Source organism: Luteimonas rhizosphaericola (genome assembly GCF_029888045.1).
Classification (GTDB): domain Bacteria; phylum Pseudomonadota; class Gammaproteobacteria; order Xanthomonadales; family Xanthomonadaceae; genus Luteimonas; species Luteimonas rhizosphaericola.
On the sequence record NZ_JARXRN010000028.1, the window covers coordinates 63,539 to 87,779 of the forward strand.

Here is a 24,241-nt window from a genome sequence, read left to right on the forward strand (position 1 = left end):
TCGGTCAGCGCCGCTTCGCGGTCCGGCCCGGCGCAGCGCGCCGGGCGTTCGCGTGGATGCGCGGCATGCCGTGCAAACCATCCACGCTTACCCTGCCCTGACTCGGGCGCGCGCCATCCATGGCGCGCTTGGCGCGGCACCCGGCCAGCAGGGCGGGGCTCGTCGGCCCTCGCCGCCTGCCGCGGGCGGCGAGATGCCTGGCACAGTGTCGGCACATCCGGACCTGTGCTGGCTCATCCTCGCGAGCGGGAGCCGGAAGACCGGAAGCAATTGACGGTCGGCTGGGTCTTCGCGTCAGAAGCCTGCCGAAACGTATGGCCCAGCGCCTTGATGCTCCCGCTGCCCCGTGCGCTTTCAGAGGGAAGGCTGCGACTTTGTCACTGACAGGGTCACGGATGTTGATGGCGCGGGGCGCTGCCGAGCACTGTGTTCCAACGACCCGATCCCGAGGCCTCGATAGCCGTGTCCTTCCGGCCGGGGGTCGCGGCAAAGCGCGCCAAGGATGGCGCGCGCCCGAGTCGGGACAGGATGTCCCGACCGAGGGAAAAGCGACCCCCGGGCGGGGAGGGCGCGACGTCCTACCGAAGCGCGCGTCTGGTTTCGGCCGCACATCAAGGCACGCCGCTTGCAGCTTCGCCGGCGAAGGCCGATCCACAGGAGTCACCCATGCCTACCGGAGGTTTCCGCAACTCGGTCCACGCCAGGCGCGCCGTGGTCTGGATCGCGATCGTGCTGGCGTTGGCGCTGGCCGCTGCGGTCAGGCCGGCGTGGGCGCAGGACATGCAGCCGCTGGCGTCGATTTCCGAAGCGGCGATCACCGCGCTGGGCGCCGGCGACGCGCAGTCGGCCGAAGCCGTGCTGGCGCATTCGCTGCGGCTGCCGCGCTGCAGCCAGCCGCTGCAGGCCGTGGCCACGGGGCCGACCACCGCCCAGGTACGCTGCGACGACCAGCCCGGCTGGCGCCTGTACGTGCCGGTGCGCGTGCGCCGCGAAGCCGACGTGGTGGTGCTGCGCACGCCCGCCGCGGCCGGGGTGCCGATCACCGCCGACCAGCTGGTGGTGCAGCGCCGCGACATCGGCGCCGAGGGCGGCGCCACCTTCGTCGACCCGGCCAGCCTGGTCGGCCGCGTACCCAGCCGCGCCATGGGGCCGGGCATGGTGCCGACCGAGGACGACCTCTCGCTGGGCGCCCCACTGCGCCGCGGCGACCCGGTGGTGCTGGTCTCGCGCACCGGCGGGGTGGAGGTGCGGATGCCCGGCCGCGCGCTGGGACCGGCCCAGGCCGGGGGGCGGATCGGGGTCGAGAACACGTCCTCGCGCCGCGTCCTGCGGGGCCGCCTGGTGGCCGAGGGCATCGTCGAGCTGCTGCCGTGAGCCTGAACGAATCAATCTGCGACCGGGTTCAAGTTCCTCCGGGGGGTGCCGTTACAGTGCTCGAACAGGCACCCCCAGGAGCACGCCATGACCCACAAGATCGACGGCACAGGCCCGATCGCGCGCCCCCCCGAGACGGCCAGCCGGCCGCTTCCGGTGACGCGCGCCGGCGCCGAACGCAGCGCCCCGGTGGGCGCGGCGGAGAGCATCCGGCTGACCGGCGAGGCCGAAGGCCTGCAGGCGCTCGAGCGCCAGCTCGGCGCCGGCCCGGCCGGAATCGACCTGGCCCGCGTCAACGAACTGCGCGCGGCGATCGCCGACGGCAGCTATCGCGTGGACGCCCAGGCCGTGGCCTCGCGCATGCTGGATCTCGAGCGCCAGCTGGGAGGCTGACGTGAGCGCCGCGCTGGCCATCGAGCATCCGCTCGAGGCGCTCGAGCGCGCGCTGGACGCCGAGCGCCGGGCGCTGCTGGACAACGACGTCGACGCGCTGCTGGCGTCGACCGCCGACAAGCTCGCCGCGCTGCGGCGGGCCGAATCCGCGCAGCCGGGCATGATCGCCGCCGAACGCCTCGAGGCGCTGCGGCTGCAGAACCAGGCCAACGGCGTGCTGCTTTCGCGCCGCCGGCGCGAAGTCGGCTGGGCGCTGCGCCACCTGGGCCGCGTCGAATCCACCGGCGTGTACGATTCGCGTGGACAGCCCGGCGCCCGACCCCAGGCGCGCTGTCTGGGAGTGGGATGAGCGAACACGGGCACGACCGCCACGACACACATGCCGCCGCGCTGGGCGATGGCGACATGGGCTGGGCCTTCGGCATCACCGAGAACGCGGTGATGCTGCTCGACGGCGAGCGCCGTCCGCTGCGGGTCAATCCGGCCGCACGGGCGCTCGCCGCGCGGGTGCTGCCCGATGGCCAGGCCGACGGGCTGCTCGCGCTGCTGCCGGACGAGGCCTGGGCCCACGCACGCATCGGTGGACGCTGGGCGGGCGAGCTGGTGCTGCCCGACGGCGTGGTGCTCGAGATCGTGCTGCGCGACGGCCACGACGCCGGCACCGACCTGATCCTGGTCATCCTCGACGACGTCAGCCAGCGCACCGCGCGCCAGGTCGAGCTGCAGCAGCGCCACGACGAGCTGCAGGCCGCGCACCGGCGCCTGGCCGGCGCGCAGGAACAGCTGCTGCAGTCGGAGAAGATGGCCTCCATCGGCCTGCTCGCCGCCGGCGTCGCGCACGAGATCAACAACCCCATCGGCTACGTGCACTCCAACCTGGGCACGCTGCAGGAATACATCGGCGCGCTGTTCGCGCTGATCGAGCATCAGGACGCCGCGCTGCTGGCCACCGGTCCGTCGGCGCGCGAGGAGATCCGCGCCCAGCGCGAGCGCCTGGACATCGACTTCATCCTCGGCGACCTGCCCAAGCTGATGGCCGAGTCGCGCGAGGGCATCGAGCGCGTCACCAAGATCGTGCAGGACCTCAAGGAGTTCTCCTACGTCGGCCGCGGCGACACCATGCGCCCTTCGGACCTGCACAAGGGCCTGGAGTCCACCCTCAACATCGTCTGGAACGACCTCAAGTACAAGGTCCGGGTGGACAAGCACTACGGCCAGCTGCCGCTGGTGGAGTGCCACATGTCCGAGATCAACCAGGTGCTGGTGAACCTGCTGATCAACGCCGGCCAGTCGATCGACAACCGCGGCACGATCACCATCACCACCGGCGCCGAGGACGGCGAGGCCTGGATCAGCATCGCCGACAGCGGCTGCGGGATCGCGCCCGACGTGCTGCCGCGCATCTTCGACCCGTTCTACACCAGCAAGCCGATCGGCCGCGGCACCGGGCTGGGGCTGGCGATCGCCTACAGCATCGTGTCCAAGCACCACGGCCGGATCGAGGTCTCGAGCGAAGTGGGCGTGGGCACCACCTTCCGCGTGGTGCTGCCGGTGGTGCAGCCGCCGGGCGGCCAGGCGCAGGATCAGAAGTCGGAGTAGTCGTCGTCGCGCAGCCGCTCGTGCGAGCGGAACGCGGCCTCGATGTGGCTGCGCAGTTCGTCGTCGTTCCAGGGCTTGGTGAGGAAGCGGTAGATCGAGCCGCGGTTGATCGCCTCGGTGATCGTCGCCAGGTCGGTGTAGCCCGACAGCACCATGCGCACGGTGTCCGGGTACAGGTCGCGCACCTTGGCCAGGAATTCGGTGCCGCTCATGTCCGGCATGCGCTGGTCGGAGACGATCACCTGCACGGTGTTGCTGGCCAGCAGGTCGAAGGCCTCGCGCGTGCTGCTGGCGGTGAGCACCTTGTAGCCGTCGCGGCGGAACAGCCGCACCAGCGAGCGCAGCACGTTCTCCTCGTCGTCGAGCAGCAGCAGGGTGCGCTCCGGACGCGTGGCGGCGAACGCCGACGGCAGCAGGAAGCGGCGCTGCACCAGCGGGTCGAGCACGTCCGCCGGCAGCGGCGGGCTGAACAGGTGGCCGAGGAAGAAGTCGCAGTGGTTGCGGCGCAGGAAGCCCAGCTCGGCCTCGGTCTCCACGCCCTTGGCGATCAGCTTCATGTTCAGCCGGTGGCCCATGGCGATGATGCCGCGCACGATCGCCGCGCTGCGCGGGTCGCTGGCGACGTTGCGGATGAACCCGCGGCCGATCTGCAGCCGGTCCAGCGGGTACTGGCCGAGCGCGGCGAAGCTCAGCCCGCCCTTGCCGAAGTCCTGCACGGTCAGGGTGGCGCCGAGCATGCGCAGGCCGGTCAGGGTTTCGTGGATGCGGTGCGCATCGAGCGCCAGCGCGCTCTCGGGCAGCTCGAACTCGAACGAGGCCGCGCGCAGCTGGTGCTGGTGCAGGCGCTCGCCGATCGCGTCCAGGCAGTCGGGCCGCGCCAGCAGCACGCTGTCGATGTGCACCGACAGCATCAGGTAGTCCAGGCCGCGCTCGCGCCAGGCCACCAGCTGGCGCATGGCCGCATCGATCACCCACAGCCCCAGCCGGCTCGACAGGCCCGCGCGCTCGACCCGCGACAGGAACCGGCTCGGGCGCAGCATGCCGTGGTTGGGCGAATCCCAGCGCAGCAGCGCGGCCACGCCCACCAGGCTGCCGTCCTGGGCGGCGACCTGGGGCTGGAAGTACAGCCGCATCTCCTCGCGCTCGAGCGCCTCGACGAACCGGTCGGCGAATCCGGCCTCGGACGCGGGCCGCGTGGGCGCGCCGGAATACAGGCCGACGTTGTTGTGCCCCGCGCGCTTGCTCTCGCGCAACGCGCGCTCGGCGCCGGCCAGCAGGGCGGCGGCGTCGGCGCCGTGGTCGGGAAACACCGCGATCCCGATCGAGACGGTCATCGGCAGGGTGTAGGGCGGGATCGACAGCGGATCCTCGAGTGCGTCGCGGAACTGTTCGGCCAGCACTTCGCCGCCCGGCTCGCCCTCGCGGTAGGCCACGCAGGCGATGAATTCGTCGCTCGACAGGCGCCACAGCGACGCTTCCTCGGGCATGGTGGTGCGCAGCCGCTGCGCCACCGCGGCCAGCACCTGGTCGCCGACCTCCTCGCCCATGTTCACGTTCACCAGCTGCAGCATGTCGATGTCGACGTGCAGCAGCGCCACGCTGCGCCGGCTGGCGCGCGCGGCGGAGAGGATCGCGGTGAGGCTGGGACCGCCGGCGCCGAGCCGGTACAGCGAGGTCACCGGGTCGAGCGGGACCCCGCTGGGTTCCTGGTAGCCGAAATTCATAGGGCGGAAGGGTAGCCGGTCGACGCGCCCGCAGGATGGCGGGGCGGTCGCCTGGCGCGGACTGCGAGTGCGCGCCGTCGTGCTGCGCGCACGGATCGCCGACACCCGTCGCGATGCGCCCTGGTGCACTATATTGGTGCAATGTCGCCGCCGCCCGCCTTCGATCCCGCGCTCGATGCCCTGGTCACGCCGGTGCTGCGGGCCGACCGTCATGGCCGGGTGGTGGCCTGCAACCAGGCCTTCGCGCGCTGGCTGGGGGTGAGCCAGAAGCGGCTGCCGGACCAGCCGCTGGTGGCGCTGGAGGCCGAGGGCGACGGCCTGCGCGGCGCGCTGCAGGCGCTGGACGAGGCCGACGGCTCGCGCCGCCTGCGGCGGGTGGCGCTGGCCTTCCTCGGCGGCGAACCGCGCTTCGCCGACGTATGGCTGACGCGCGAGGCCGACGGCGGCACCCTGCTCGAGGCGCACCCGGTGGACGAGTTCCCCGGCGAGGATCCCACCCGCGCCCTGCCGCTGGCGCTGTCGGCCGCGCTCAAGGGCTTGGCGCACGAGTTGCGCAACCCGCTGGCCGGGCTCAAGGGTGCGGCGCAGCTGCTCGGGCGGCGCGCCGGCGATGCCGATTCGCGCGAACTGGTCGACCTGATCGCCACGGAAGTGCAGCGCCTGACCCAGCTGGTCGACCAGCTGATGTCGCCGGCGCCGCCGCGCCCGCACCAGCCGCTCAACATCCACGGCGCGCTGGAACAGGTGGTGCGGCTGGCCGAACAGGAGGCCGGCTGGGCCGTGCGCCTGGTGCGCGACTACGACCCCAGCCTGCCGCCGCTGCGCGGCGATCCCGACCGCCTCACCCAGGCGGTGTGGAACCTGGTGCGCAACGCGATCCAGGCCGGCGCGGCCAACGTCAGCCTGCGCACCCGGGCCGAGTTCGGCGTGCGCATCGGCGAACAGGTGCATGCGCTGGCGCTGCGGATGGAGATCGTCGACGACGGCCGCGGCGTGCCCGAGGCCCTGGCCGAGCAGATCTTCCTGCCGCTGGTGTCCGGGCGCGCCGACGGCAGTGGCCTGGGGCTGGCGATGGCGCAGCAGGTGGCGCGCGAGCACGGCGGCTCGCTCGGCTACCGGTCGCGCCCGGGCCATACCGTATTCACCCTGCTGTTGCCGCTGCCCGACGGCGATGGCGACGATCCGCCGCCCGCCGCCGATCGGGCGGCAAAACCATGAGGCCATGCGATGTCGAATGAAGCCGCCAGCGTGTGGGTGGTCGACGACGACCGCTCCGTTCGGTTCGTGCTGGCCACCGCGCTCAGCGACGCCGGCTACGAGGTGTCCGGCTTCGATTCGGCCGATGCGGCGCTGTCCGCGCTCGGGTCGCGGCCGGCCCCGCAGCTGCTGTTCACCGACGTGCGCATGCCCGGCGACGACGGCCTGGTGCTGCTGGAGAAGATCAAGCAGGCGCATCCGCAGCTGCCGGTGGTGGTGATGTCGGCCTACACCGACGTGGCCAGCACCGCGGGCGCCTTCCGCGGCGGCGCGCACGAATTCCTGTCCAAGCCCTTCGACCTGGACGAGGCCGTCGGCCTGGCGGCGCGGGTACTGGGCGAGCGCGCCGAGGCGGATGCCGCGCCGCCCGAGGTCGAGCCGGCCGGCGACGTGCTGGTGGGCGATTCGCCGGCGATGCGGCAGCTGTTCCGCGCGATCGGGCGCCTGGCGCAGGCGCCGCTGACGGTGCTGATCACCGGCGAGACCGGCACCGGCAAGGAGCTGGTCGCGCGCGCGCTGCACCGCGAATCGCCACGCGCGCGGCAGCCGTTCGTGGCGCTCAACACCGCCGCGATCCCGGCCGAACTGCTGGAAAGCGAACTGTTCGGCCACGAGGCCGGCGCGTTCACCGGCGCGGCGCGACGCCACATCGGCCGCTTCGAACAGGCCCATGGCGGCACCCTGTTCCTGGACGAGATCGGCGACATGCCCGCCTCGCTGCAGACCCGCCTGCTGCGGGTGCTGGCCGAGGGCGAGTTCTTCCGCGTCGGCGGGCGCGAGCTGATCCGGGTCGACGTGCGCGTGATCGCCGCCACCCACCAGGACCTGGAGACGCTGGTGGGCGAAGGCCGCTTCCGCGCCGACCTGCTGCACCGGCTCGACGTGGTGCGCCTGCGCTTGCCGCCGCTGCGCGAGCGCCGCGGCGACGTGCCCGCGCTGGCCGAGCGCTTCCTGCACGAGGCCGCGGAGAAGTTCGCCGCGCCGGCCAAGCGGTTCTCGAAGCCGGCGACCGATCGCCTGCTGGCGCACCACTGGCCGGGCAACGTGCGCGAGCTGGAGAACCTGTGCTGGCGCCTGGCCGCGCTGGCGCCGGCCGACACCATCACCGGCGCCGACCTCGACGGCATGCTGCAGTCCGGCGGCCCGGCCAGCGCCGACTGGGACGCGGTGCTCAAGGCCTGGGCGCGCGACCAGCTGGCCGCCGGCACCGCCGACCTGCACGCGAAGGCGCGCGAGCGCTTCGACCACGCGCTGCTGGAGGCGGCGCTCGAACACACCGGTGGCCGCCGGACCGAAGCCGCGACCCGCCTCGGCCTGGGACGCAACACCGTCACCCGCAAGCTCGGCACCAGCCGCCGCCCGCGCCGCACCTGAGCGAGTCGCCCCGCATCGCCCAGGCAGCCCGCACACGTAGCCCGGATAAGCGAAGCGCATCCGGGGATGCGCGCTCTCCCGGGTGCGCTGGCGCTTACCCCGGCTACGATCCCTCCGCCTCATGTCGTCACCGCCTGTTCGCAGTCGCGACCGCTCTCACCCGATTGCCCATTCCCCGATGCGGCGTGTCTGCCTGTTCGAGGTGCAGTCGCGTAGCCCGGATAAGCGAAGCGAATCCGGGAATGGGCGTTCTCCCGGGTGCGCTGGCGCTGACCCGGGCTACGATCCCTCCGCCTCATGTCGTCACCGCCTGTTCGCAGTCGCGACCGCGCTCATCCGATCGCCCGTTCCTCGCGTGCGGCATGTCTGCGCCGGCGACGCGCAGTCGCGCCAGGCGCACGTCGGAAACTGCACCGAAGCCCACCGCCGTCGGGCCGCGACACCATTGCGCCTTGGACGCATCCGTGTTCCCGGCTACGCTCGAACGCCCGCTACGGGCGCCTGGCGCGTGCCTGCGCCCGCGTTCCTGCCGAACTCCCCCATGTCCGATCCCGCCACTCGTGCCTCCCATCGTCCCCCGACCATCGCGCTCGCGCTCGCCGCCGCGCTGCTGCTGTCGGCGTGCGCGTCCGCGCCGCGCACCGTCGACGCGCCGGCGCCCGCACAGGCCGCCGCGTCGCCACCGGAGATCGCGCGCACGGGCACCGTATCGCGCGCGGTGGCCAATCTCGCCTCCGCCTCCGGCAGCCTGGTCAGCGGGCGCATGCTGGTCACCGCGCTTCCCGACGGCGTACGCGTGCGTGGCCAGGTCGGCGGCCTGGTGCGCAACGGCGCGCACGGCCTGCAGGTGCACGAACGCGGCGACTGCAGCGCGGTCGACGCCCGCAGCGCCGGCCGCTATTACGATCCGCTCGCCGGCACGCGCCAGGACGGCGCGGTCGGCGAGGCGCCGGGACGGATCGTCGCCGGGCCCGACGGCGTGGCCACGGTCGACATGACCGTCCGCGGCGCGGTGCTCGGCGGCGGCGCGGACAACGACATCCTCGGTCGCTCCCTGCTGGTCCTCGGCGCCACGCCGGGCGCGATCAGCGCGCGCGTGGCCTGCGGCGTCATCACCGCGGGTGAATGACGCCGCCGCTAGCCTTCGCAAGCTCGAGCCTACGAGGAGATCCACGATGCGCCACGCCACGCTGCTGATCCTGCCCGCCGCGCTGATGCTCGCCGCCTGCCAGCCGCAGACGCCCGCCGACGATGCCGCCACCCCGCCGGTCGATCCGGCAGCGCCCGCCGCGAGCGGTACGGCCGCGACCGCGCCCGACCCGGCGATGCCGGAGGCCGACGCGCAGACGGGCATGGCCGCGGCCACCGCCACCCTCGCGCCCACCGAAGGCAACGAGGTCGCCGGCCGGCTCGAGTTCAGCAGCGTGGACGGCGGGATCCGCATCACCGGCGAGGTCACCGGCCTGGAAGCGGGCAGCGAGCACGGCTTCCACGTGCACGAGACCGGCGACTGCAGCGCGCCCGACGGCACCAGCGCCGGCGGCCACTTCAATCCTGCGACCACCGCGCACGGGCGCGTCGGCCAGGGCGAGCACCACGCCGGCGACAGCGACAACATCGTCGCCAACGACCAGGGCACCGCGATGGTCGACACCCTGCTGCGCGGCGCGACGCTCGACCAGGGCGAGACCGGCATCATCGGCCGCGGCGTGATCGTGCACGCCGATCCGGACGACTACACCACCCAGCCGACCGGCAATGCCGGCGACCGCCTCGCCTGCGGCGTGATCGAAGCCCGGTGACGCGACCCCGCGGGTGACGGACTGTCGCGGCGCAACCGGCCGCGACGGTTCCGGTCCGTTCGACACGCGAGGCCGGGCAACCCGCGCATTTCGCCGCCCGGATAAGGCCAACGGCCGCATCGGGGGCGATGCCCGCACCGAATCCGTGCCGCTTCGCGACAGCGTCGTGCTGCGCGGGTGACGTCCCCAGCGCGTGGACCGGTCACGGCCCACGCTCGTAGCCCGGATAAGGCCACGGGCCGCATCCGGGGGACAGCGCACGCGACGCACCCCTACAGGACGCGTCCCTACAGCGCGCCCGCCTCCAGCTCCGGCGGCGCATCGACCCAGGTCACGTCCAGTCCGTGCGCGCCGAGCACCGCGGCCAGCTGGCGCTGGCGCATCTCGAAGCGAGTGAACTGCTGGCGCAGGCGCGCCTCGTCGTCCGTATCCGGCCGGTAGCGCGCGCGCCAAGCTGCCGGCGAGTACAGCGCCATGCGCACGCCGCCGTCGACGTAGCGTGCCGCAGGTTCCGGCCCGGCATCGAGCACCGCTTCGCGCTGTGGCGCGAGCAGCGCGGTCTCGATCAGCGGCCACAGTGCCGCGAGCCCGAGGTGCTCGTACTGCAGCGACATCATCGCCGCCAGGTCGTGCAGCGTCATGGCCCGCGCGTGCTCGACCGGCGCGCCGAACGCGTCCTGCAGCAGCAGCGCGGTGTCCGCTGCCGCCATGCCCGTGTCCAGCAGCTGCGCCTCGAACGCGTCGTCCACGCGTCCGGCAACGCCCGGATCGCCCTGCAGCAGGAACGGCAGCACGCGCAGGCTGCCGCCGCGAAGCGCGGCATCGGCCGCGAGCGGCTGCGGCACGTGGCCGGCGGCATCGGCGCCGAACGCGACCAGCCGCGGCGCGCCGTCGCCGCGCGGCGCGCGCGCCAGCAGCTCCACCAGCCGCCGATGCAGCGGCCAACCCGGGCGCAGCGCCTCGGCGGGATCGAAATGCGCCGCGGCCAGGCACAGGTCCAGTTGGCGCACGTCCGGCACCAGCGTTGCGAGGTCGCGACCGACGCAGGCCGCGACGCGCGCGGCCTCGGCCTGCGACAGCGCATCGCGCGCCGGCAGGCCGCCGTGCGCGAGCTCGATCGCCAGCACGCCCGCCACCATGCCGGCCGGAAGGCGAGGATCGGAGTCGGTGACGTGCGACGCGTTCATCGGGCCATTCGCAACGGTACGTTAGACTCGCCCATTATGCCCGTCGCACGTGACGGGCCCGCACCGAAAGAGGCCCACGATGCTGCAAGGTCGTCCCGTCGCCGTGCTGGGTGGCGTCCGCATTCCGTTCTGCCGCCAGAACACCGCCTACGCGGACGTGGGCAACCTCGGCATGTCGGTACGCACCCTCGGCGCCCTGGTCGAGAAGTTCGGCCTGCACGGGCAGCAGCTCGGCGAAGTGGCAATGGGCGCGGTGATCAAGCACAGCAGCGACTGGAACCTCGGCCGCGAGGCCGCGCTCTCGTCAGGCCTGTCCGCGCTCACCCCCGGCATCACCCTGCAGCGCGCCTGCGGCACCTCGCTCGACAGCGTCAACCTGATCGCGACGAAAATCGCCACCGGCCAGATCGAGTCGGGCATCGGCGGCGGGTCGGACACCACGTCCGACGTGCCGATCGTCTACGGCAAGTCGCTGCGCCGGCGCCTGCTCGCGGCCAATGCGGCGAAGACGACGAAGGACAGGCTCGCTGCGTTCCGCGGCTTCCGCCTGCGCGAGCTCAAGCCCGATTTCCCGGGCGTGGCCGAGCCGCGCACCGGCAAGTCGATGGGCGAGCACTGCGAGGACATGGCCAAGGAGTGGGCGATCTCGCGCGACTCGCAGGACGAGCTCGCGGTCGCCTCGCACCACAAGCTGGCCGCCGCCTACGAGCGCGGGTTCTTCGACGACCTGGTGGTGAGTTTCCGCGGCGTCTCGCGCGACAACATCCTGCGTCCCGATACCTCGCTGGAGAAGCTGGCCACGCTCAAGCCCGCGTTCGACAAGGTCTCCGGCCGCGGCACCCTGACCGCCGCCAACTCCACCCCGCTCACCGACGGCGCCGCGGCCTGCCTGCTGGCGAGCGACGCCTGGGCCGCCGCGCATGGCCACGAGGTGCTGTGCCACGTGCGCGACGTGCACGTGGCCGCGGTCGACTTCGTGCACGGCGAAGGCCTGCTGATGGCGCCGACCGTGGCGGTGGCCGAGATGCTCGCGCGCAACGGCCTGTCGCTGCAGGACTTCGATTTCTACGAGATCCACGAGGCCTTCGCCGCGCAGGTGCTGTGCACCCTGCGCGCGTGGGAGAGCGAGGAGTACTGCCGCAACCGGCTCGGACTCGACGCGCCGCTGGGCCGCATCGACCCCGCCAGGATCAATCCGGTCGGCTCTTCGCTCGCCGCCGGCCATCCGTTCGCGGCCACCGGCGCGCGGATCGTGGCCACGGCCGCCAAGCAGCTGAAGGAACGCGGCGGCGGCCGCTGCCTGGTGTCGATCTGCACCGCCGGCGGCATGGGCGTGGTGGCGATCCTCGAGCGCTGAGGCACCGCGCCTGCGGGCGCCGGGACCCACCGCTTCCAGCCCTGGCGCTCCCCTGGCGGGTGAACCGCTTCGCGCGTGCGCGTGCGTCCCGGTCCGGTCGCTGGCACGGACCATCGCGTCGCCCCGGTAGAATGGCGCCATGCCCCTCCTCCAGTTCCAGGGCGTCGACTTCAGCGTCGGCGGCCCGCTGCTGCTCGAACGCGTCGATCTGTCGATCGAGGCCGGCGAGCGCGTGTGCATCGTCGGCCGCAACGGCGCCGGCAAGTCGACCCTGATGCGGCTGATGGCCGGCGAGCTGCGGCCGGACGACGGCGAGATCCGGGTCCAGGGCGGCGTGGTCGTCGCGCGCATGGCGCAGGAGGTGCCGCAGGACACGCAGGGCACGGTGTTCGACGTGGTCGCGCAGGGCCTGGGCGACCTCGGCCGCGTCCTCGCGCGCTATCACCACGCGCTGCACGAGGGCGACATGGCGGCGATGGGCGAAGCCCAGGCGCAGATCGAGGCGCAGCACGGCTGGGACCTCGACCGCCGCGTGCAGCAGGTCGTCCAGCGGCTCGAGCTACCCGAGGATGCCGACTTCGCCGCGCTCTCGGGCGGGATGAAACGTCGCGTGCTGCTGGGCCAGGCGCTGGTGCGCAATCCCGACATCCTGCTGCTCGACGAGCCCACCAACCACCTCGACATCGAGGCCATCGCCTGGCTCGAGGGTTTCCTGAAGTCGTTCGCCGGCAGCATCGTGTTCGTGACCCACGACCGCAGCTTCCTGCGCGCGCTGGCGACGCGGATCGTCGAGATCGACCGCGGCCGCGTCACCAGCTGGCCGGGCGACTACGGCAACTACCTGCGTCGCCGCGAGGAGCGCCTGCACGCGGAGGCGCAGGAAAACGCGCGCTTCGACAAGCTGCTGGCGCAGGAGGAGGTCTGGATCCGCCAGGGCATCAAGGCGCGCCGCACCCGCAACGAGGGGCGCGTGACCGCGCTCGAGGCGATGCGCCGCGAGCGCGCGCAGCGGCGCGAGCTGTCGGGCAACGTGAAGATGGAAGTGGCCGGCACCCGCCACTCCGGCAAGCGGGTCATCGAGGCCCGGCACGTGAGCCATGGTTACGGCGGCCGCGTGCTGCTCGACGACGTGTCGCTCTCCGTGCTGCGCGGCGACCGCATCGGGTTGATCGGCCCCAACGGCTCGGGCAAGTCGACGCTGCTGAAGATCCTGCTCGGCGAGCTGGCCCCCGATCGCGGCGAGGTGAAGCTCGGCACCGGCCTGCAGGTCGCCTACTTCGACCAGCACCGCAGCCAGCTGGACGATACCCGCAACGCGCTGGAGAACGTCGCCGAAGGGCAGGATTTCATCGAGATCAACGGCAGCCGCAAGCACGTGGTCGGCTACCTGCAGGACTTCCTGTTCTCGCCCGAACGCGCGCGCGCGCCGATCACGCGGCTGTCGGGCGGCGAACGCAACCGCCTGCTGCTGGCCAAGCTGTTCGCGCAGCCGTCCAACCTGCTGGTGATGGACGAACCGACCAACGACCTCGACGTGGAGACGCTGGAACTGCTCGAGGAACTGCTCGCCGACTATCCCGGCACCCTGCTGCTGGTCAGCCACGATCGCGATTTCCTCGACAACGTGGTCACCAGCACCCTGGTGCTGGAAGGCGACGGACGGCTGGGCGACTACGTCGGCGGCTACACCGACTGGGTGCGGCAGCGACGGTCGCCTGCCGCGACCGCGACGAATGCCGCTGCTTCGGCGGCGCGCACCGAGGCGCTGGCGACTGGCGGGCCGCCTCCACCTGCGCCCGCCACAAAGCGCAAGCTCGGCTATCGCGAGGCGCGCGAGCTGGAGCAGCTGCCGACCCGCATCGAACAGCTCGAAACCGAGATCGCCGCGCGCACCGCGGCCATGGCCGAACCGGCGTTCTTCCAGCAGGACGGCGCCGCCATCACCGCCGCCAACCAGGCGCTGGCGCAGCTGCAGGCCGAGCTCGATGCCGCCTATGCGCGCTGGGGCGAACTCGAGGCAGGCTGAGGCGCGCCGCTCGCCTGGACCCTGTCGTCCGGACAAGCGCAGCGCATCCGGAGCTTCGCGCGAATTCCCAAAGCGCTGGGCTCGCCATGACGACGCCAGCGTGGTCGATCGATGCCAGGCGCAATGGGGAAGCCCGTGCGACGCGTCGAGGATTCATTCGGGGGTCGACGGATGGAGGCTCGCGAAATCCCGATGCGCTGCGCTCGTCCGGGCTACGCGGGACGGCGGCCACTTCCTACGACTACGAATGAAACGCGGTAGGCAGCAGTGCCGCCGCCACCGCGGCCGCCGCGCTCGCCGCCAGCAACCCGATCGCGATGCGGATCCCGTACGCGCGCCCGCCGCTGGCGAAGGCGACCACCGACTTGGCGAGCGAACTGGCGGCCACCAGGCCGACCACGGCCCACTGCGCCTGGCGCGCGTCGATGGTGCCGTCGCGGAACAGCGTCGCGACCGTGGCCGACGCGGCCTGCAGCTCCGCCAGCGCGGTGAGGAAGGCGGTGGCCAGCGCCGCGCCCGGCCCAAGCCAGTGCGCGGCGGCGTGCGAGACCACCAGCACCGCGGCGATCAGCAGCGCCAGCCCGATCGCCTGGCCGATGCGGAACATGCGCGTCTCCGCCGTCGGAGGCGGCGTGCCGTTATGCCCGTTGCGGCGCACCCCCAGCAGCGCGCCGGCCACGAGCACCACGCCCGCCGCGAGCAGCGGCATGGCGACGACCGGCAGCAGCGCGGGCGCCACCGCGAGCAGCACCGGCACGAACAGGCTGAGCGAGGCGAGGTTGGCCAGCATCGTGGCGCCGGTCGCGGCGGCCAGCTGCGCCGGTTCGGCCCGGGCGCGCTGGCCGAAGCCGGCAGTGGCGGCGGTCGAGGACACGTAGCCGGACAGGAAGCCCGAGAGCAGCAGGCCCCAGCGGCTGCCGATCACGCGCAGCGCCACATGCCCGAGCGCGCCGACCGCCATCACCAGCACCACCAGCGTCCACACCGTGGCCAGGTTCAGCGCGCCGTACGGACCGACCGGCGCGTCCGGCAGCAACGGCAGCACGATCAGCGCGAACGCCAGCAGCACCAGGCCGTCGGCGATCTCGCGATCGCTGATTACCTCGCGGCTGAAGTGATGCAGCCGCGCCTTCGCTCGGATCAGAATCGCGACCAGCACCGCGAGCATGCCGGCGGCGCCCGGCTCGCGCATCGCCAGGCCGCCCAGCAGTGCGCTGCACAGCAGGGCGACCTCGGCGGTCACCCCGGCGTCGGTCTGGCTGGTGCGCAGGTAGCTCAGTGCGGCGAACGTGCCGGTGAGCAGCAGCGCGGCAACGAACACCGGCAACCCGATCCAGGCCGCGACGGCGCCCGCGAGCGCGGCCAGCGTATGCGTACGCAGGCCCGCGACGATGGCGGGGTCGTCCTCCTTGCGGCGCTCGTACATCAGCCCGATCAGGAGCCCCGCGCCCAGCGCGGTGGTCAGGGACAGCAGGGGCAGGTCGGCGGCGACGGGCATCGCCGCACTATCTCACCATCGGCCCCAGCGGAGTCCGCGGCCGTGCGTCATTCGCGCAGGCGCGGCAGGCCGTGCGCGTCGCGATCCTCGAACGCCGTCTCGTCGACGATGGGCGGAGGCACGCTGCGCGTCGGCAGCGGCGTGATCGCGCCCCCGCGCGCGGCGGCGAGCGCATTGGCGTAGCACAGGCGGGCGTGCGCCTCGTCGCCCACCGCCGCGTAGCCGTCGCCCAGCGCCTCCCAGACATCCGCGCCGCCGCCCTGGGCGAGCGCACGGTGCAGGTGGTCCTCGGCGCGGGGCCAGTCGCCGCCGGCGTGCGCGAGCCGCGCCAGCGTCAGCAACAGCGCCGGGCTGGCGGGGTGCGCCTTGAGCCACGCTTCGGCACGCGCGCGCCGATGGTCGACGCGGCCCACCGGCAGCTGCCCGTAGCGCGTGGCCAGGCCCTCGTCCCAGCGCGCATCGAGTGCGTGCTCGATGCTGCCGGTGGCGGCGTCCTCCCAGCCGAATCCGGCCGCGCGCGTGGCATAGGTCGACACCACGCCCGGCTCGGCCTTGAGCGCGCGCGGCAGCGCGTCCCAGCGCTCGGCCAGCGCGTTGGCATCGGGCGCTTCGCGCAGCGACGCCTCGGCCCAGGCCAGTTCGCGCTCGGCCAGCACCGCGTCCGGCCAGGCGTGCTGCTGGCGCAGCGGGCCGAGCAGGCCCCAGGCCTGCGCCGCCTGGCCGCTGCCGCCCAGCGCCTCGGCGCGCAGCGCCAGGCCGCGCGGCGGCAGCGGCTGCGCGGCAGGGGCGTCGAGCGCGACCAGCGCGTCGGTCGGGCGCTGGTCGTGCAGCGCGAGTTCCGCCGCCGCGATCGCGCGCGAAGCCGGGTGGCGGTCGCCGAATCCATCCAGGTGCGCGCGCGCGGCTGCCGCGTCCCCGCGCGAAAGCGCGGCCTGGGCCGCGCCGATGCGGGCCGCCGCTTCCACCCGTTCGTCTTCGGCCGCCTGCGCCAGCAGCTTCTCGGCGCGGCTCCACTGGCCCTGGTGCAGCGCGTCGTAGCCTTCGCCCAGGCGCGCGCGCGCCTGGGTGTCGCGGTGCCGGCCCCAGGCCCGGAACGGCAGCGACAGCAGCGCCCACAGCAGCCACAGCGCGAATGCGGCCGCGAACAGCAGCGCGATCGCCACCAGGACCGTCGTGGTGTAGTCGTAGCCGCGCCAGCGCACCAGCACGTAGCCCGGGTCCTGGGCCAGCAGCAATTGCGCGGCGAGCGCGCCGGCCAGTGCCAGGACCAGCCACAACAGCAGGTTGCGGAACAGGGTCATCGCGGAACTCCTCGTGCAGGTGGGCGGCGTGACGCAGCGCCCAGCCTCGCGCGCCGGGCGTTGAGGCGGCGTGGATGGCCTGAACCGGCGCTCAGCCGGCGCCGCGCTGGCGGCGCAACTGGGCCAGGGTGGAGCCGAGCACGGACAGATCCACGTCCAGCGGCAGGGTGCGCAGCGCCTGCAGTGCCTGCAGCTGGCGGGCACGGGCCGGGGAGTCGGGCCACAGCCGCGGCAGCCAGGCCTCGGCGCGGGCGAGGGCGGCGCGGCAGCCCGCCGCGTCGCGCCGCTCGACTGCCGCGCGCGCCAGCGACAGCTCCAGCTGGAGGGCCGCCAGGCCCGCCGCACGTGCATCCGGCGCCACCGCCCCCGCTTCGGCGCTCGGCCGCACCCGCACCAGCGCCGCCAGCGCGCGCTCCCACCACGGCGCGGCCACGGGACCCGGCCCCGATGCGGCGGGCAGGGCCGCCAGCGACGCGGCGAACGCCTCGATCCGCGCCGCGGCGACGACCCGGGGGTCGGGTCCCAGCGCGTCGAGCGCGGCACGTTCCTGCGCCAGCGCCTGGCGCAGGTCGAGCCAGGCCGGATCGCTGATTCCGTCCAGCACCTGTGCTGCCAGCGCATAGGCACGGCGGGCGCCGTCGGCATCGCCGGCGAGCAGCAGCCGCTGCTGGCCCTGCGCGAGCAGCAGTTCCACCTCGTCCAGGCGCAGGGCGCGCGCGGCGTCGCGCTCGGGGTCGGACAGCCGCTGCACGCTCTGCTCCACCAGCGCCGCGCGCTGCCCGAGCCCGATCAGTTCCTCGCGCAGCAGGCGGTTGGTGGCTTCGGCCTGCTGCAGCCGCGCGGTCTGCGCGCGCTGGTCGCGCCGCAGGGCCGCGACCCGTCCTTCGAGGGCGTCGATCCGCTGCCGGTCCGCGGCCGCCGCCTGCGCCTGGGCAGCGCGGGACGCCTCCAGCCGCTGCCATGCGAACACGGCCGCGGCGAGCGCAAGCCCGGCCAGCACCAGCACGACAAACCACGTCGCGCCGCGTGCGCGGCGCGTGGCAGGAGGCGTGGCGGGGGTGCTCATCGACGGGACGGACGCGGGGGGCTGCGCATGCTATCCGAAGGCGAACGCGGTGGGGGCCCATTGGCGGCCGCGGCCAGCAGCGAACGCGGGCGCGCGTCGGCCGCCACCACCACGTCGCCGAAGCCCGACTCGCGCGCCTGCTGCGCCAGCCGCGCGCTGGCCGCGACCACGCGGACGCGCCGCAGGCGCGCCTGCAGCGCCCCGGGCAGGGCCTCGAGCACGCGGCGCAGCGCTTCGCCGCTGCCCAGCGCCAGGCAGGTCGGCGCGCGCAGCCGCTCCAAGCGTGCGAGCGTCTGTGGCGATGGCGCGACCGGGACGCGTTCGTACACGTCGGCGCGCAGCACGCGCGCGCCGCGCGCGACCAATGTCGGCGCGATCAGGTTGCGACCACCCGGCGCGGTGACCAGGGCGATGCGGCGGCCGCGCACGTCGGCGAGCGCCGGCAGCGCCAGCACGCCTTCGCTGTCCATGCGCGCCGGTGCGGACACGTCCTCCACGCCGACGCGCCGCAACGCGGCCGCGGTGCCGGCGCCGGTGGCCAGCCACGGCTGCCCGCGGCGCGGCCGCAGCGTGCGCAGGGCGGCGGCGGCGCGCACCGCGGCCGGGCTGGTGAACAGCACCACGTCGGCGGCCAATGCCTCGCGCAGCGCCGCGCGGGCGGCGGCATCGCGGCGCGGTTCGATCCGCCACGGCGAAAGCGCCAGCACCTTCGCCCCGTGCGCGGCGGCAGCGCGGCGCATCGACGCGTGTCCGCCGACCGGCCGCAGCGAGATCACGTAGCATGCGCGCAGTTTCGGCGTGGCGGTGCGTGTGGACATGGCGCCAGCTTGGTCCCTGCGCCCCGCGCGCCGCAAGCATCCCGCACGAGGCCCCAGACGCATGACCGATCCGTCCGACGCCGCCCTGCGCGACCTGGAAGCGCAGCTGCTGGCGATGCCGCCGGCGCGCGCGCTGCAGCTGCGCGTCACCGGTGGCCACCACGACCGCCTGCGGCTGCAGGCGCCGCTGGCGGCGAACGTCAACGACAAGGGCACCGCGTTCGGCGGCAGCCTGGTGTCGCTGATGACGCTCGCGGCCTGGGGCCTGACGGTGCTCAAGATCGAGCAGGCCGGACTGCGCGCCGAGGTCTACGTCGCCGATTCGGAGGTGCGCTATCGCGCGCCGCTGCGCGACGACCTGACGGCGGAAGCCTGGCTCGACGAGGGCGGGAGCTGGGACACCTTCCTCGCCACCCTGCGCGCGCGCGGCCGCGCCCGCGCCACGCTGGCCGCGCACGTGCTGCTGCCCGATGGCGGCGTCGCCACGGAGTCGCGCTCGCGCTACGCCGCGATCCTCAAGCCCGACTGAAGCCGCGTCGCGGCGCCCGATGCGGCTGCTAGCATGGCGCCTCGGGTTCCGGGGAGCGGTACGATGCGGCAGTGGCGGGCGGTCTGGCTGGCGTGCGCGATGGCGTGTCTGTTCGCGGGCTGCGCGAGCACCGGCAAGCAGATGTCGGCGCTCGAGCGCGCCCAGTACAGCTGGTCGGCGGCCATCCGCTGGGGCGATTTCGAGGGCGCCTGGGGCCTGGTGGACCCGGCCTGGCGCGAGACGCACCCGATGAGCGAGCTCGAATTCGAGCGCTACAGGCAGGTGCAGGTGTCCCACTACCGCGACCTGGCCTCGCGCCCCGGCGAGACCGAGGCCATGCGCGAGATCGAGATCGGCGTGATCAACCGCCACACGATGGCCGAGCGCACGCTGCGCTATACCGAACAATGGCGCTACGACGCCGAGGCGAAGTCGTGGTGGATCACCGGCGGCCTGCCGGATTTCTGGGCCGGGGAATGACCGCGCCAGCCGGTTGACCGCGTCGTCGGGGACCTGCTGTCTGGCCAGCGCGCCGCGCGCCGCCTGCTCGCGCCGGCGGCCGCACGACGGGTCCGACCCTCGGCGTCCTGTGCCGGCCGGCCCGCAGCCGCCGCCGCCTCTGCCGCAACCGCGTGCCGGCGAGCGCAAAGGCCGCCGGCGCCGGGCGCTGTGCGACAATCCCGTCCCCTTCCGAGCCCGATCCGCCGTGGACTTCCAGGAACTGCTGGCCTTCGCAGGCCGCCACCAGATGCTGTCGCTGGTCTTCGTCGGCCTCACGGGCGGCATCATCCTGAACGAGATCGCCGGGCTGTTCCGACCGTTCAAGACCGTGCGCCCGGCCGAGGTCACCGCGCTGGTCAACCGCGACAACGCGCTGGTGGTCGACCTGCGCCCGATCGCCGACTTCGACAAGGGCCATATCCCCGGGTCGAAGAACGTGCAGATGAGCCAGTTCGATCCGGAGAACAAGAAGCTCGCCGCGGCCAAGGCGCTGCCGGTGGTGCTGGTGTGCAAGACCGGCTTCACCGCGGGCGATGCGGCCAAGCGGCTGAAGAAGGCCGGGTTCGAGCGCGTGTTCGTGCTCGACGGCGGCATCGGCGGCTGGCAGCAGGCCGACCTGCCGCTGGCCAAGGGGCGTGGCTGAGCCCGAAGTGCGATAATCGCCCTCTTTCCGAACCAGATACCGGAGCAGTCCCAGGATGTCCGAGCAAGCCCCCAACGGCGGCGCCGTGCCCGCGCAGCAGCCCAGCGGCCCGCAGTTCAGCGTCGAGAAGATCTACGTCAAGGACGTCTCGTTCGAGTCGCCCAAGGCGCCGCACGTCTTCAACGAGCAGAACGCGCCGCAGATCAACATGAACCTCAACCAGCGCGTCCAGCGTCTGGGCGAGAGCGTGTACGAGGTGGTGCTGGGCGTGACCCTGACCTGCACCGCGGGCGAGGGCGAAGGCAACTCCGTCTACATGGTCGAAGTGCAGCAGGCGGGCGTGTTCGGCCTGGCCGGCTTCGAACCCAACGTGACCGATGCGCTGCTCGGCACCCAGTGCCCGAACGTGCTGTATCCGTATGCGCGCCAGCTGATCGGCGACCTGATCCAGGCCGGCGGCTTCGCCCCGTTCCTGCTGCAGCCGATCAACTTCGACGCGCTGTACGCCGAAGGCCTGCGCCAGCGCCAGGCGCAGGGCGCCGGGAATGGCGACCTGGCCAACAGCGAGACGGCCGGCAACGCCTGAGCCATGACGACCCCGGCCGTGACGGTCGCGGTCCTCGGTGCCGGTTCCTGGGGCACCGCGCTTGCGTCGCTGATCGCGCGCCACGGTTTCCCCACCACGCTGTGGGGCCGTGACGCCGCGGTCGTCGAGGCGATCGACCAGCGCCACGAGAACCCGCGCTACCTGCCCGGCATCCCGCTGCCGGCGTCGCTGCGCGCCACCACCGACCTGGCTACCGCGGTGCGCGGCGCCGGGCTGGTGCTGGTGGTCGTGCCCTCGCACGCCTTCGGCGACACCCTGCGCGCGCTGGCGCCGCTGCGCCCGCCGCAGGCCGGCGTGGCCTGGGCGGCCAAGGGCTTCGAACCGGGCTCCGGGCGCTTCCTGCACGAGGTCGCCGCCGAGGTGCTGGGCGAGGACGTGCCGCTGGCCGTGGTCACCGGCCCGTCGTTCGCGAAGGAGGTCACCCTCGGCCTGCCGACCGCGGTGACGGTGCAGGGCGACGACGCGGCCTTCGTGCAGCAGGTGGCCGACGTGCTGCACGGTCCCGAATTCCGCGCCTACACCGGCAGCGACATGCGCGGTGCCGAACTCGGCGGGGCGATGAAGAACGTGCTGGCGGTCGCCACCGGCGTCGCCGACGGCATGGAGCTCGGCCTCAACGCCCGCACCGGCCTGATCACGCGCGGCCTGAACGAGATGCTGCGGCTCAACGCGGCGATCGGCGGCCGCCCGGAAACCCTGATGGGCCTGGCCGGCCTCGGCGACCTGGTGCTGACCTGCACCGGCGACCTGTCGCGCAACCGCCGCCTCGGACTGGCCCTGGGCCGCGGCAAGAGCGTGGCCGAGGCGGTGCGCGAGATCGGCCAGGTGGTCGAATCGGTGCAGACCGCCGACGAGGTCATGCGCCTGGCCGAGCGCCATGGCCTGGAGCTGCCGATCTCGAGCAACGTGCGCGCGGTGCTGCACGGCGACATCACGCCGGCCGAGGGCCTGGCCCGGCTGATGGCGCGCGAGCGCAAGGCCGAATACCCGCAGGCGCTGTTCGAAGCGGCTCCGGGCGTGGACGCGGATCCTGCCGCTTAAAAAAAACCCGGCCGTTGCCGGCCGGGCCATGTCGCGACGTCGGGAGAGAGGGGAGGGACGACGTCGCGTCTTGCTCGGATCAGATGGGGACGATCGGGCCGGTTTCCAGCCGTTACCAGGTGAAGCGCGGGCCGACGAACCAGGCGGTGTCGCCGTCGCTGACCTTCACGTCGCCGTTGAGGCCCCAGTTCTGGTTGAACTTCACCGTGGCGCCGAGGCGGCCGTAGAAGTCGCCGTCGACCTGGTCGCCATCCTCGTAACCGGCCAGGGCATAGCCCTCGAAGTTGCTGGTGAACGCGCCGCGGGCCCCGGCCTCGACGCTCCAGCCGTCGGCGTCGCCGGCATTGCCGAAATCGACCTTCTCGTACGCCACCCGGGTGAGCAGGTCGGCGCGCGGCGAGATCTCGTGGTTGTAGCCCAGGCCGACGCGCCACTGGTCGAAGTCCAGGCCGCTGTTGTCGAACTCCTGGTTGGCGTAGTCGCCGAAGACGTGGAAATTGGGGTGGAACGCGATCGAGGCGCGGGCACCGACGCCGTCGGCATCGGGCAGGCCGTCGCTCAGGTTGGTGGCGGCGTAGCCGGCCTCGACATAGTTGTAGGACACGCCGTCGGCGGCGGAGGCGGCGAACGGCAGGGCGGCGGCAACGGCCAGGCCAAAAAGGGACACGCGCTTCATCGGGGGAACAGCCTCTTGTGGTTTCTTGTAGGTGAGGGGCCGCCCGGGTGGAGAGGGAGGGGAGTCACCGTCGGGGAAAACGGTTCCACCCGAGGCGGCACGCGCATTCTCGGCAAGCGCGTGCAACCGGGCCTGAATATTGAACTGCCGGGTTCAGGAACTTTTCCGGATCGATCTGGTCCGGCGCGGCGCCCGGTCGCGCTGCGGGCCGGCCGATGTCGGCGATGCAGCTGGGGAATCAGGCCCCGCCGGCGAAGCCGAGCTGGCGCCAGACCTCGAACGCCACCACCGCCACCGCGTTGGACAGGTTCAGGCTGCGGTTGCCGGGCTGCATCGGCAGGCGCAGGCGATGGTCGTCGGCGACACGCGCGAGGACCTCGTCGGGCAGGCCACGGGTTTCGGGGCCGAACAGGAACGCATCGCCGGCCGCGAACCGCGGCTGGTCGTAGCGCACGGCATTGCGGGTGCTGAGGGCGAACAGCCGCGGCGAGGCGATCGCCCGCAGCGCATCGTCGAGCGAATCGTGCACCTGCAGCGCCGCGTACTCGTGGTAGTCCAGCCCGGCGCGCCGCAGCTGGCGATCGTCGAGGTCGAAGCCCAGCGGCCGGACCAGATGCAGCCGCGCGCCGGTGTTGGCGCACAGGCGGATCACGTTGCCGGTGTTGGGCGGGATCTCGGGCTGGTAGAGCAGCAGGTCGAACACGGGCGCGGCACTGGGGATCGGCGGCGCATTGTCGCCTGCGCCGGTCCCCGGCTCACCAGTCGAGCGCGCGCCCCTGCCAGTCGAGGAAGCGGCCGCCGTCTTCGGGCCCCAGGCCCGCGGCCACCCGCAGCAGGCCGGCGGCGGCCTCGGTCGCCGGCAGGTCGGCACCGGTGCCGCCCATGTCGGTCTGCACCCAGCCCGGATGCAGCGCCACCACCACGATCCCGCGCCCGGCCAGCGCGTGCGCCAGCAGGATCGTGGCCATGTTCTGCGCGGCCTTGCTGAGGTTGTAGCTGGGGGTGCCGAAGCGGCGGGTGCCGGCGATCGACCCCAGCTGCGAAGACAGGTTCAGCACCCGCGCGCCGTCGGCCAGCAGCGGCGCCAGCGCCTGGGTCAGCAGCAGCGGGCCGGTCGCATTGGTGCGGAAACTGTCCTCGAAGTTCGCCGCGGTGAGGCTGCCGAAGCGCTCGCCCGAATGCAGCACGCCGGCGTTGTTCACCAGCAGGTCGAGCCGGCCGCCCTCGCCGAGCACGAGCGGCAGCTCGCGTGCGAGTTCGGCGTGGGACTTCGCATCGGCCACGTCCAGCGGCAGCACGTGCAGGCGGCCGGGATGTTCGCCGGCGAGCGTGTTCAGCGCCGTGGCCTTGCCCGGGCGGCGGCAGGTGGCGACCACATGGTCGCCGGCCGCCAGCAGCTGGCGGACCAGTTCCAGGCCGAGGCCGCGGTTGGCGCCGGTGACGAGGGCGTGGCGGACGGGCATGTGCG

The 24,241-nt window shown here is 73.3% G+C and carries 24 protein-coding genes; 15 read left to right on the plus strand and 9 right to left on the minus strand.

The features are described from left to right. Positions 1-666: 666 nt before the first annotated feature. The 4 genes from flgA to QFW80_RS12875 all read left to right on the plus strand — a co-directional run bounded on the left by flgA (position 667) and on the right by QFW80_RS12875 (position 3,366). A complete protein-coding gene (gene flgA, locus QFW80_RS12860) occupies positions 667-1,374 on the plus strand; it encodes a flagellar basal body P-ring formation chaperone FlgA (protein WP_280602377.1) in 708 nt (235 codons plus the stop codon). A gap of 87 nt (positions 1,375-1,461) precedes the next feature. Beyond that, positions 1,462-1,767: a flagellar biosynthesis anti-sigma factor FlgM gene (gene flgM, locus QFW80_RS12865; RefSeq protein ID WP_280602378.1), complete on the plus strand. Its 306-nt coding sequence runs from the start codon at positions 1,462-1,464 to the stop codon at positions 1,765-1,767. A 13-nt stretch (positions 1,768-1,780) separates the two neighbouring features. Then, the gene (locus QFW80_RS12870; RefSeq protein WP_486624501.1) at positions 1,781-2,116 is read left to right on the plus strand and encodes a flagellar protein FlgN; all 336 of its coding nucleotides are present in this window, start codon (positions 1,781-1,783) and stop codon (positions 2,114-2,116) included. Next, the gene (locus QFW80_RS12875) at positions 2,113-3,366 is read left to right on the plus strand and encodes an ATP-binding protein (RefSeq protein WP_280602380.1); all 1,254 of its coding nucleotides are present in this window, start codon (positions 2,113-2,115) and stop codon (positions 3,364-3,366) included. Before QFW80_RS12870 ends, QFW80_RS12875 begins: the two co-directional genes overlap by 4 nt. Here the strand turns inward: QFW80_RS12875 and QFW80_RS12880 are convergent. Further along, positions 3,351-5,090, minus strand: a complete 1,740-nt coding sequence (locus QFW80_RS12880; protein ID WP_280602381.1) for an EAL domain-containing protein — start codon at positions 5,088-5,090, stop codon at positions 3,351-3,353. The genes QFW80_RS12875 and QFW80_RS12880 overlap by 16 nt on opposite strands. A 141-nt stretch (positions 5,091-5,231) precedes the next feature. On the opposite strand from QFW80_RS12880, the gene QFW80_RS12885 reads away from it, so the two are divergent. From QFW80_RS12885 to QFW80_RS12900, 4 genes are all read left to right on the plus strand, one after another. Further along, positions 5,232-6,308 (plus strand): two-component system sensor histidine kinase NtrB, encoded by a 1,077-nt coding sequence (locus tag QFW80_RS12885; RefSeq protein WP_280602382.1) that lies wholly within the window; start codon positions 5,232-5,234, stop codon positions 6,306-6,308. Positions 6,309-6,317: 9 nt separating this feature from the next. Further along, positions 6,318-7,721, plus strand: coding sequence for a nitrogen regulation protein NR(I) (gene ntrC / locus QFW80_RS12890; protein WP_280602383.1), 1,404 nt, complete (start codon positions 6,318-6,320; stop codon positions 7,719-7,721). A gap of 541 nt (positions 7,722-8,262) precedes the next feature. Beyond that, a complete protein-coding gene (locus QFW80_RS12895) occupies positions 8,263-8,850 on the plus strand; it encodes a superoxide dismutase family protein (protein WP_280602384.1) in 588 nt (195 codons plus the stop codon). Between the two features lie 46 nt (positions 8,851-8,896). Beyond that, positions 8,897-9,523, plus strand: coding sequence for a superoxide dismutase family protein (locus QFW80_RS12900; RefSeq protein WP_280602385.1), 627 nt, complete (start codon positions 8,897-8,899; stop codon positions 9,521-9,523). 287 nt (positions 9,524-9,810) lie between these two features. Here QFW80_RS12900 and QFW80_RS12905 read toward each other — a convergent pair whose 3' ends face one another. Next, positions 9,811-10,710 carry a hypothetical protein gene (locus QFW80_RS12905; protein WP_280602386.1) on the minus strand — a complete coding sequence of 300 codons (900 nt, stop codon included), beginning with the start codon at positions 10,708-10,710 and terminating at the stop codon, positions 9,811-9,813. A gap of 79 nt (positions 10,711-10,789) precedes the next feature. On the opposite strand from QFW80_RS12905, the gene QFW80_RS12910 reads away from it, so the two are divergent. Together QFW80_RS12910 and QFW80_RS12915 are read left to right on the plus strand one after the other, a co-directional pair. Continuing rightward, a complete protein-coding gene (locus QFW80_RS12910) occupies positions 10,790-12,067 on the plus strand; it encodes an acetyl-CoA C-acetyltransferase (RefSeq protein ID WP_280602387.1) in 1,278 nt (425 codons plus the stop codon). Between the two features lie 139 nt (positions 12,068-12,206). Next, entirely contained in the window at positions 12,207-14,093 is a 1,887-nt protein-coding gene (locus QFW80_RS12915; RefSeq protein ID WP_280602388.1) for an ATP-binding cassette domain-containing protein, read from the plus strand. 241 nt (positions 14,094-14,334) lie between these two features. On the opposite strand, the gene QFW80_RS12920 is transcribed toward QFW80_RS12915, so the two are convergent. The 4 genes from QFW80_RS12920 to QFW80_RS12935 all read right to left on the minus strand — a co-directional run bounded on the left by QFW80_RS12920 (position 14,335) and on the right by QFW80_RS12935 (position 18,776). Next, complete coding sequence (locus tag QFW80_RS12920) at positions 14,335-15,591, minus strand: MgtC/SapB family protein (protein WP_280602389.1); 1,257 nt, start codon at positions 15,589-15,591, stop codon at positions 14,335-14,337. Positions 15,592-15,638: 47 nt separating this feature from the next. Beyond that, positions 15,639-16,892, minus strand: coding sequence for a heme biosynthesis protein HemY (locus tag QFW80_RS12925; protein WP_280602390.1), 1,254 nt, complete (start codon positions 16,890-16,892; stop codon positions 15,639-15,641). Positions 16,893-16,983: 91 nt separating this feature from the next. After that, the gene (locus QFW80_RS12930; protein ID WP_280602391.1) at positions 16,984-17,958 is read right to left on the minus strand and encodes a hypothetical protein; all 975 of its coding nucleotides are present in this window, start codon (positions 17,956-17,958) and stop codon (positions 16,984-16,986) included. Further along, positions 17,955-18,776: a uroporphyrinogen-III synthase gene (locus tag QFW80_RS12935; protein WP_280602392.1), complete on the minus strand. Its 822-nt coding sequence runs from the start codon at positions 18,774-18,776 to the stop codon at positions 17,955-17,957. Before QFW80_RS12935 ends, QFW80_RS12930 begins: the two co-directional genes overlap by 4 nt. A gap of 61 nt (positions 18,777-18,837) precedes the next feature. On the opposite strand from QFW80_RS12935, the gene QFW80_RS12940 reads away from it, so the two are divergent. The 5 genes from QFW80_RS12940 (at position 18,838) to QFW80_RS12960 (ending at position 22,097) form a co-directional block, all read left to right on the plus strand. Further along, positions 18,838-19,305: a YiiD C-terminal domain-containing protein gene (locus QFW80_RS12940; protein ID WP_280602393.1), complete on the plus strand. Its 468-nt coding sequence runs from the start codon at positions 18,838-18,840 to the stop codon at positions 19,303-19,305. Positions 19,306-19,368: 63 nt separating this feature from the next. Continuing rightward, entirely contained in the window at positions 19,369-19,785 is a 417-nt protein-coding gene (locus QFW80_RS12945; RefSeq protein WP_280602394.1) for a hypothetical protein, read from the plus strand. Positions 19,786-20,011: 226 nt separating this feature from the next. Beyond that, a complete protein-coding gene (locus tag QFW80_RS12950) occupies positions 20,012-20,449 on the plus strand; it encodes a rhodanese-like domain-containing protein (RefSeq protein ID WP_280579591.1) in 438 nt (145 codons plus the stop codon). 55 nt (positions 20,450-20,504) lie between these two features. Further along, on the plus strand, positions 20,505-21,035 hold the full coding sequence (gene secB, locus QFW80_RS12955; RefSeq protein WP_280602395.1) for a protein-export chaperone SecB: 531 nt from the start codon (positions 20,505-20,507) through the stop codon (positions 21,033-21,035). Positions 21,036-21,038: 3 nt separating this feature from the next. Next, positions 21,039-22,097: an NAD(P)H-dependent glycerol-3-phosphate dehydrogenase gene (locus tag QFW80_RS12960; protein ID WP_280602396.1), complete on the plus strand. Its 1,059-nt coding sequence runs from the start codon at positions 21,039-21,041 to the stop codon at positions 22,095-22,097. A 112-nt stretch (positions 22,098-22,209) separates the two neighbouring features. Here QFW80_RS12960 and QFW80_RS12965 read toward each other — a convergent pair whose 3' ends face one another. The 3 genes from QFW80_RS12965 to QFW80_RS12975 form a co-directional block, all read right to left on the minus strand. Continuing rightward, positions 22,210-22,773 (minus strand): outer membrane beta-barrel protein, encoded by a 564-nt coding sequence (locus QFW80_RS12965; RefSeq protein WP_280602397.1) that lies wholly within the window; start codon positions 22,771-22,773, stop codon positions 22,210-22,212. 238 nt (positions 22,774-23,011) lie between these two features. Next, positions 23,012-23,494, minus strand: coding sequence for a tRNA (cytidine(34)-2'-O)-methyltransferase (locus tag QFW80_RS12970; protein WP_280603055.1), 483 nt, complete (start codon positions 23,492-23,494; stop codon positions 23,012-23,014). 34 nt (positions 23,495-23,528) lie between these two features. Then, positions 23,529-24,236, minus strand: a complete 708-nt coding sequence (locus tag QFW80_RS12975; RefSeq protein ID WP_280602398.1) for an SDR family oxidoreductase — start codon at positions 24,234-24,236, stop codon at positions 23,529-23,531. Positions 24,237-24,241 lie beyond the last annotated feature (5 nt).

What these genes read in the sequence shown, in the direction of transcription:
- flgA (WP_280602377.1), top strand. Translation starts at nt 667, where the DNA reads ATGCCTACCGGAGGTTTCCGCAACTCGGTCCACGCCAGGCGCGCCGTG.
- flgM (WP_280602378.1), top strand. Translation starts at nt 1,462, where the DNA reads ATGACCCACAAGATCGACGGCACAGGCCCGATCGCGCGCCCCCCCGAG.
- QFW80_RS12875 (WP_280602380.1), top strand. Translation starts at nt 2,113, where the DNA reads ATGAGCGAACACGGGCACGACCGCCACGACACACATGCCGCCGCGCTG.
- QFW80_RS12880 (WP_280602381.1), bottom strand. Translation starts at nt 5,090, where the DNA reads ATGAATTTCGGCTACCAGGAACCCAGCGGGGTCCCGCTCGACCCGGTG.
- QFW80_RS12885 (WP_280602382.1), top strand. Translation starts at nt 5,232, where the DNA reads ATGTCGCCGCCGCCCGCCTTCGATCCCGCGCTCGATGCCCTGGTCACG.
- ntrC (WP_280602383.1), top strand. Translation starts at nt 6,318, where the DNA reads ATGTCGAATGAAGCCGCCAGCGTGTGGGTGGTCGACGACGACCGCTCC.
- QFW80_RS12895 (WP_280602384.1), top strand. Translation starts at nt 8,263, where the DNA reads ATGTCCGATCCCGCCACTCGTGCCTCCCATCGTCCCCCGACCATCGCG.
- QFW80_RS12900 (WP_280602385.1), top strand. Translation starts at nt 8,897, where the DNA reads ATGCGCCACGCCACGCTGCTGATCCTGCCCGCCGCGCTGATGCTCGCC.
- QFW80_RS12905 (WP_280602386.1), bottom strand. Translation starts at nt 10,710, where the DNA reads ATGAACGCGTCGCACGTCACCGACTCCGATCCTCGCCTTCCGGCCGGC.
- QFW80_RS12910 (WP_280602387.1), top strand. Translation starts at nt 10,790, where the DNA reads ATGCTGCAAGGTCGTCCCGTCGCCGTGCTGGGTGGCGTCCGCATTCCG.
- QFW80_RS12915 (WP_280602388.1), top strand. Translation starts at nt 12,207, where the DNA reads ATGCCCCTCCTCCAGTTCCAGGGCGTCGACTTCAGCGTCGGCGGCCCG.
- QFW80_RS12920 (WP_280602389.1), bottom strand. Translation starts at nt 15,591, where the DNA reads ATGCCCGTCGCCGCCGACCTGCCCCTGCTGTCCCTGACCACCGCGCTG.
- QFW80_RS12925 (WP_280602390.1), bottom strand. Translation starts at nt 16,892, where the DNA reads ATGACCCTGTTCCGCAACCTGCTGTTGTGGCTGGTCCTGGCACTGGCC.
- QFW80_RS12930 (WP_280602391.1), bottom strand. Translation starts at nt 17,958, where the DNA reads ATGAGCACCCCCGCCACGCCTCCTGCCACGCGCCGCGCACGCGGCGCG.
- QFW80_RS12935 (WP_280602392.1), bottom strand. Translation starts at nt 18,776, where the DNA reads ATGTCCACACGCACCGCCACGCCGAAACTGCGCGCATGCTACGTGATC.
- QFW80_RS12940 (WP_280602393.1), top strand. Translation starts at nt 18,838, where the DNA reads ATGACCGATCCGTCCGACGCCGCCCTGCGCGACCTGGAAGCGCAGCTG.
- QFW80_RS12945 (WP_280602394.1), top strand. Translation starts at nt 19,369, where the DNA reads ATGCGGCAGTGGCGGGCGGTCTGGCTGGCGTGCGCGATGGCGTGTCTG.
- secB (WP_280602395.1), top strand. Translation starts at nt 20,505, where the DNA reads ATGTCCGAGCAAGCCCCCAACGGCGGCGCCGTGCCCGCGCAGCAGCCC.
- QFW80_RS12960 (WP_280602396.1), top strand. Translation starts at nt 21,039, where the DNA reads ATGACGACCCCGGCCGTGACGGTCGCGGTCCTCGGTGCCGGTTCCTGG.
- QFW80_RS12965 (WP_280602397.1), bottom strand. Translation starts at nt 22,773, where the DNA reads ATGAAGCGCGTGTCCCTTTTTGGCCTGGCCGTTGCCGCCGCCCTGCCG.
- QFW80_RS12975 (WP_280602398.1), bottom strand. Translation starts at nt 24,236, where the DNA reads ATGCCCGTCCGCCACGCCCTCGTCACCGGCGCCAACCGCGGCCTCGGC.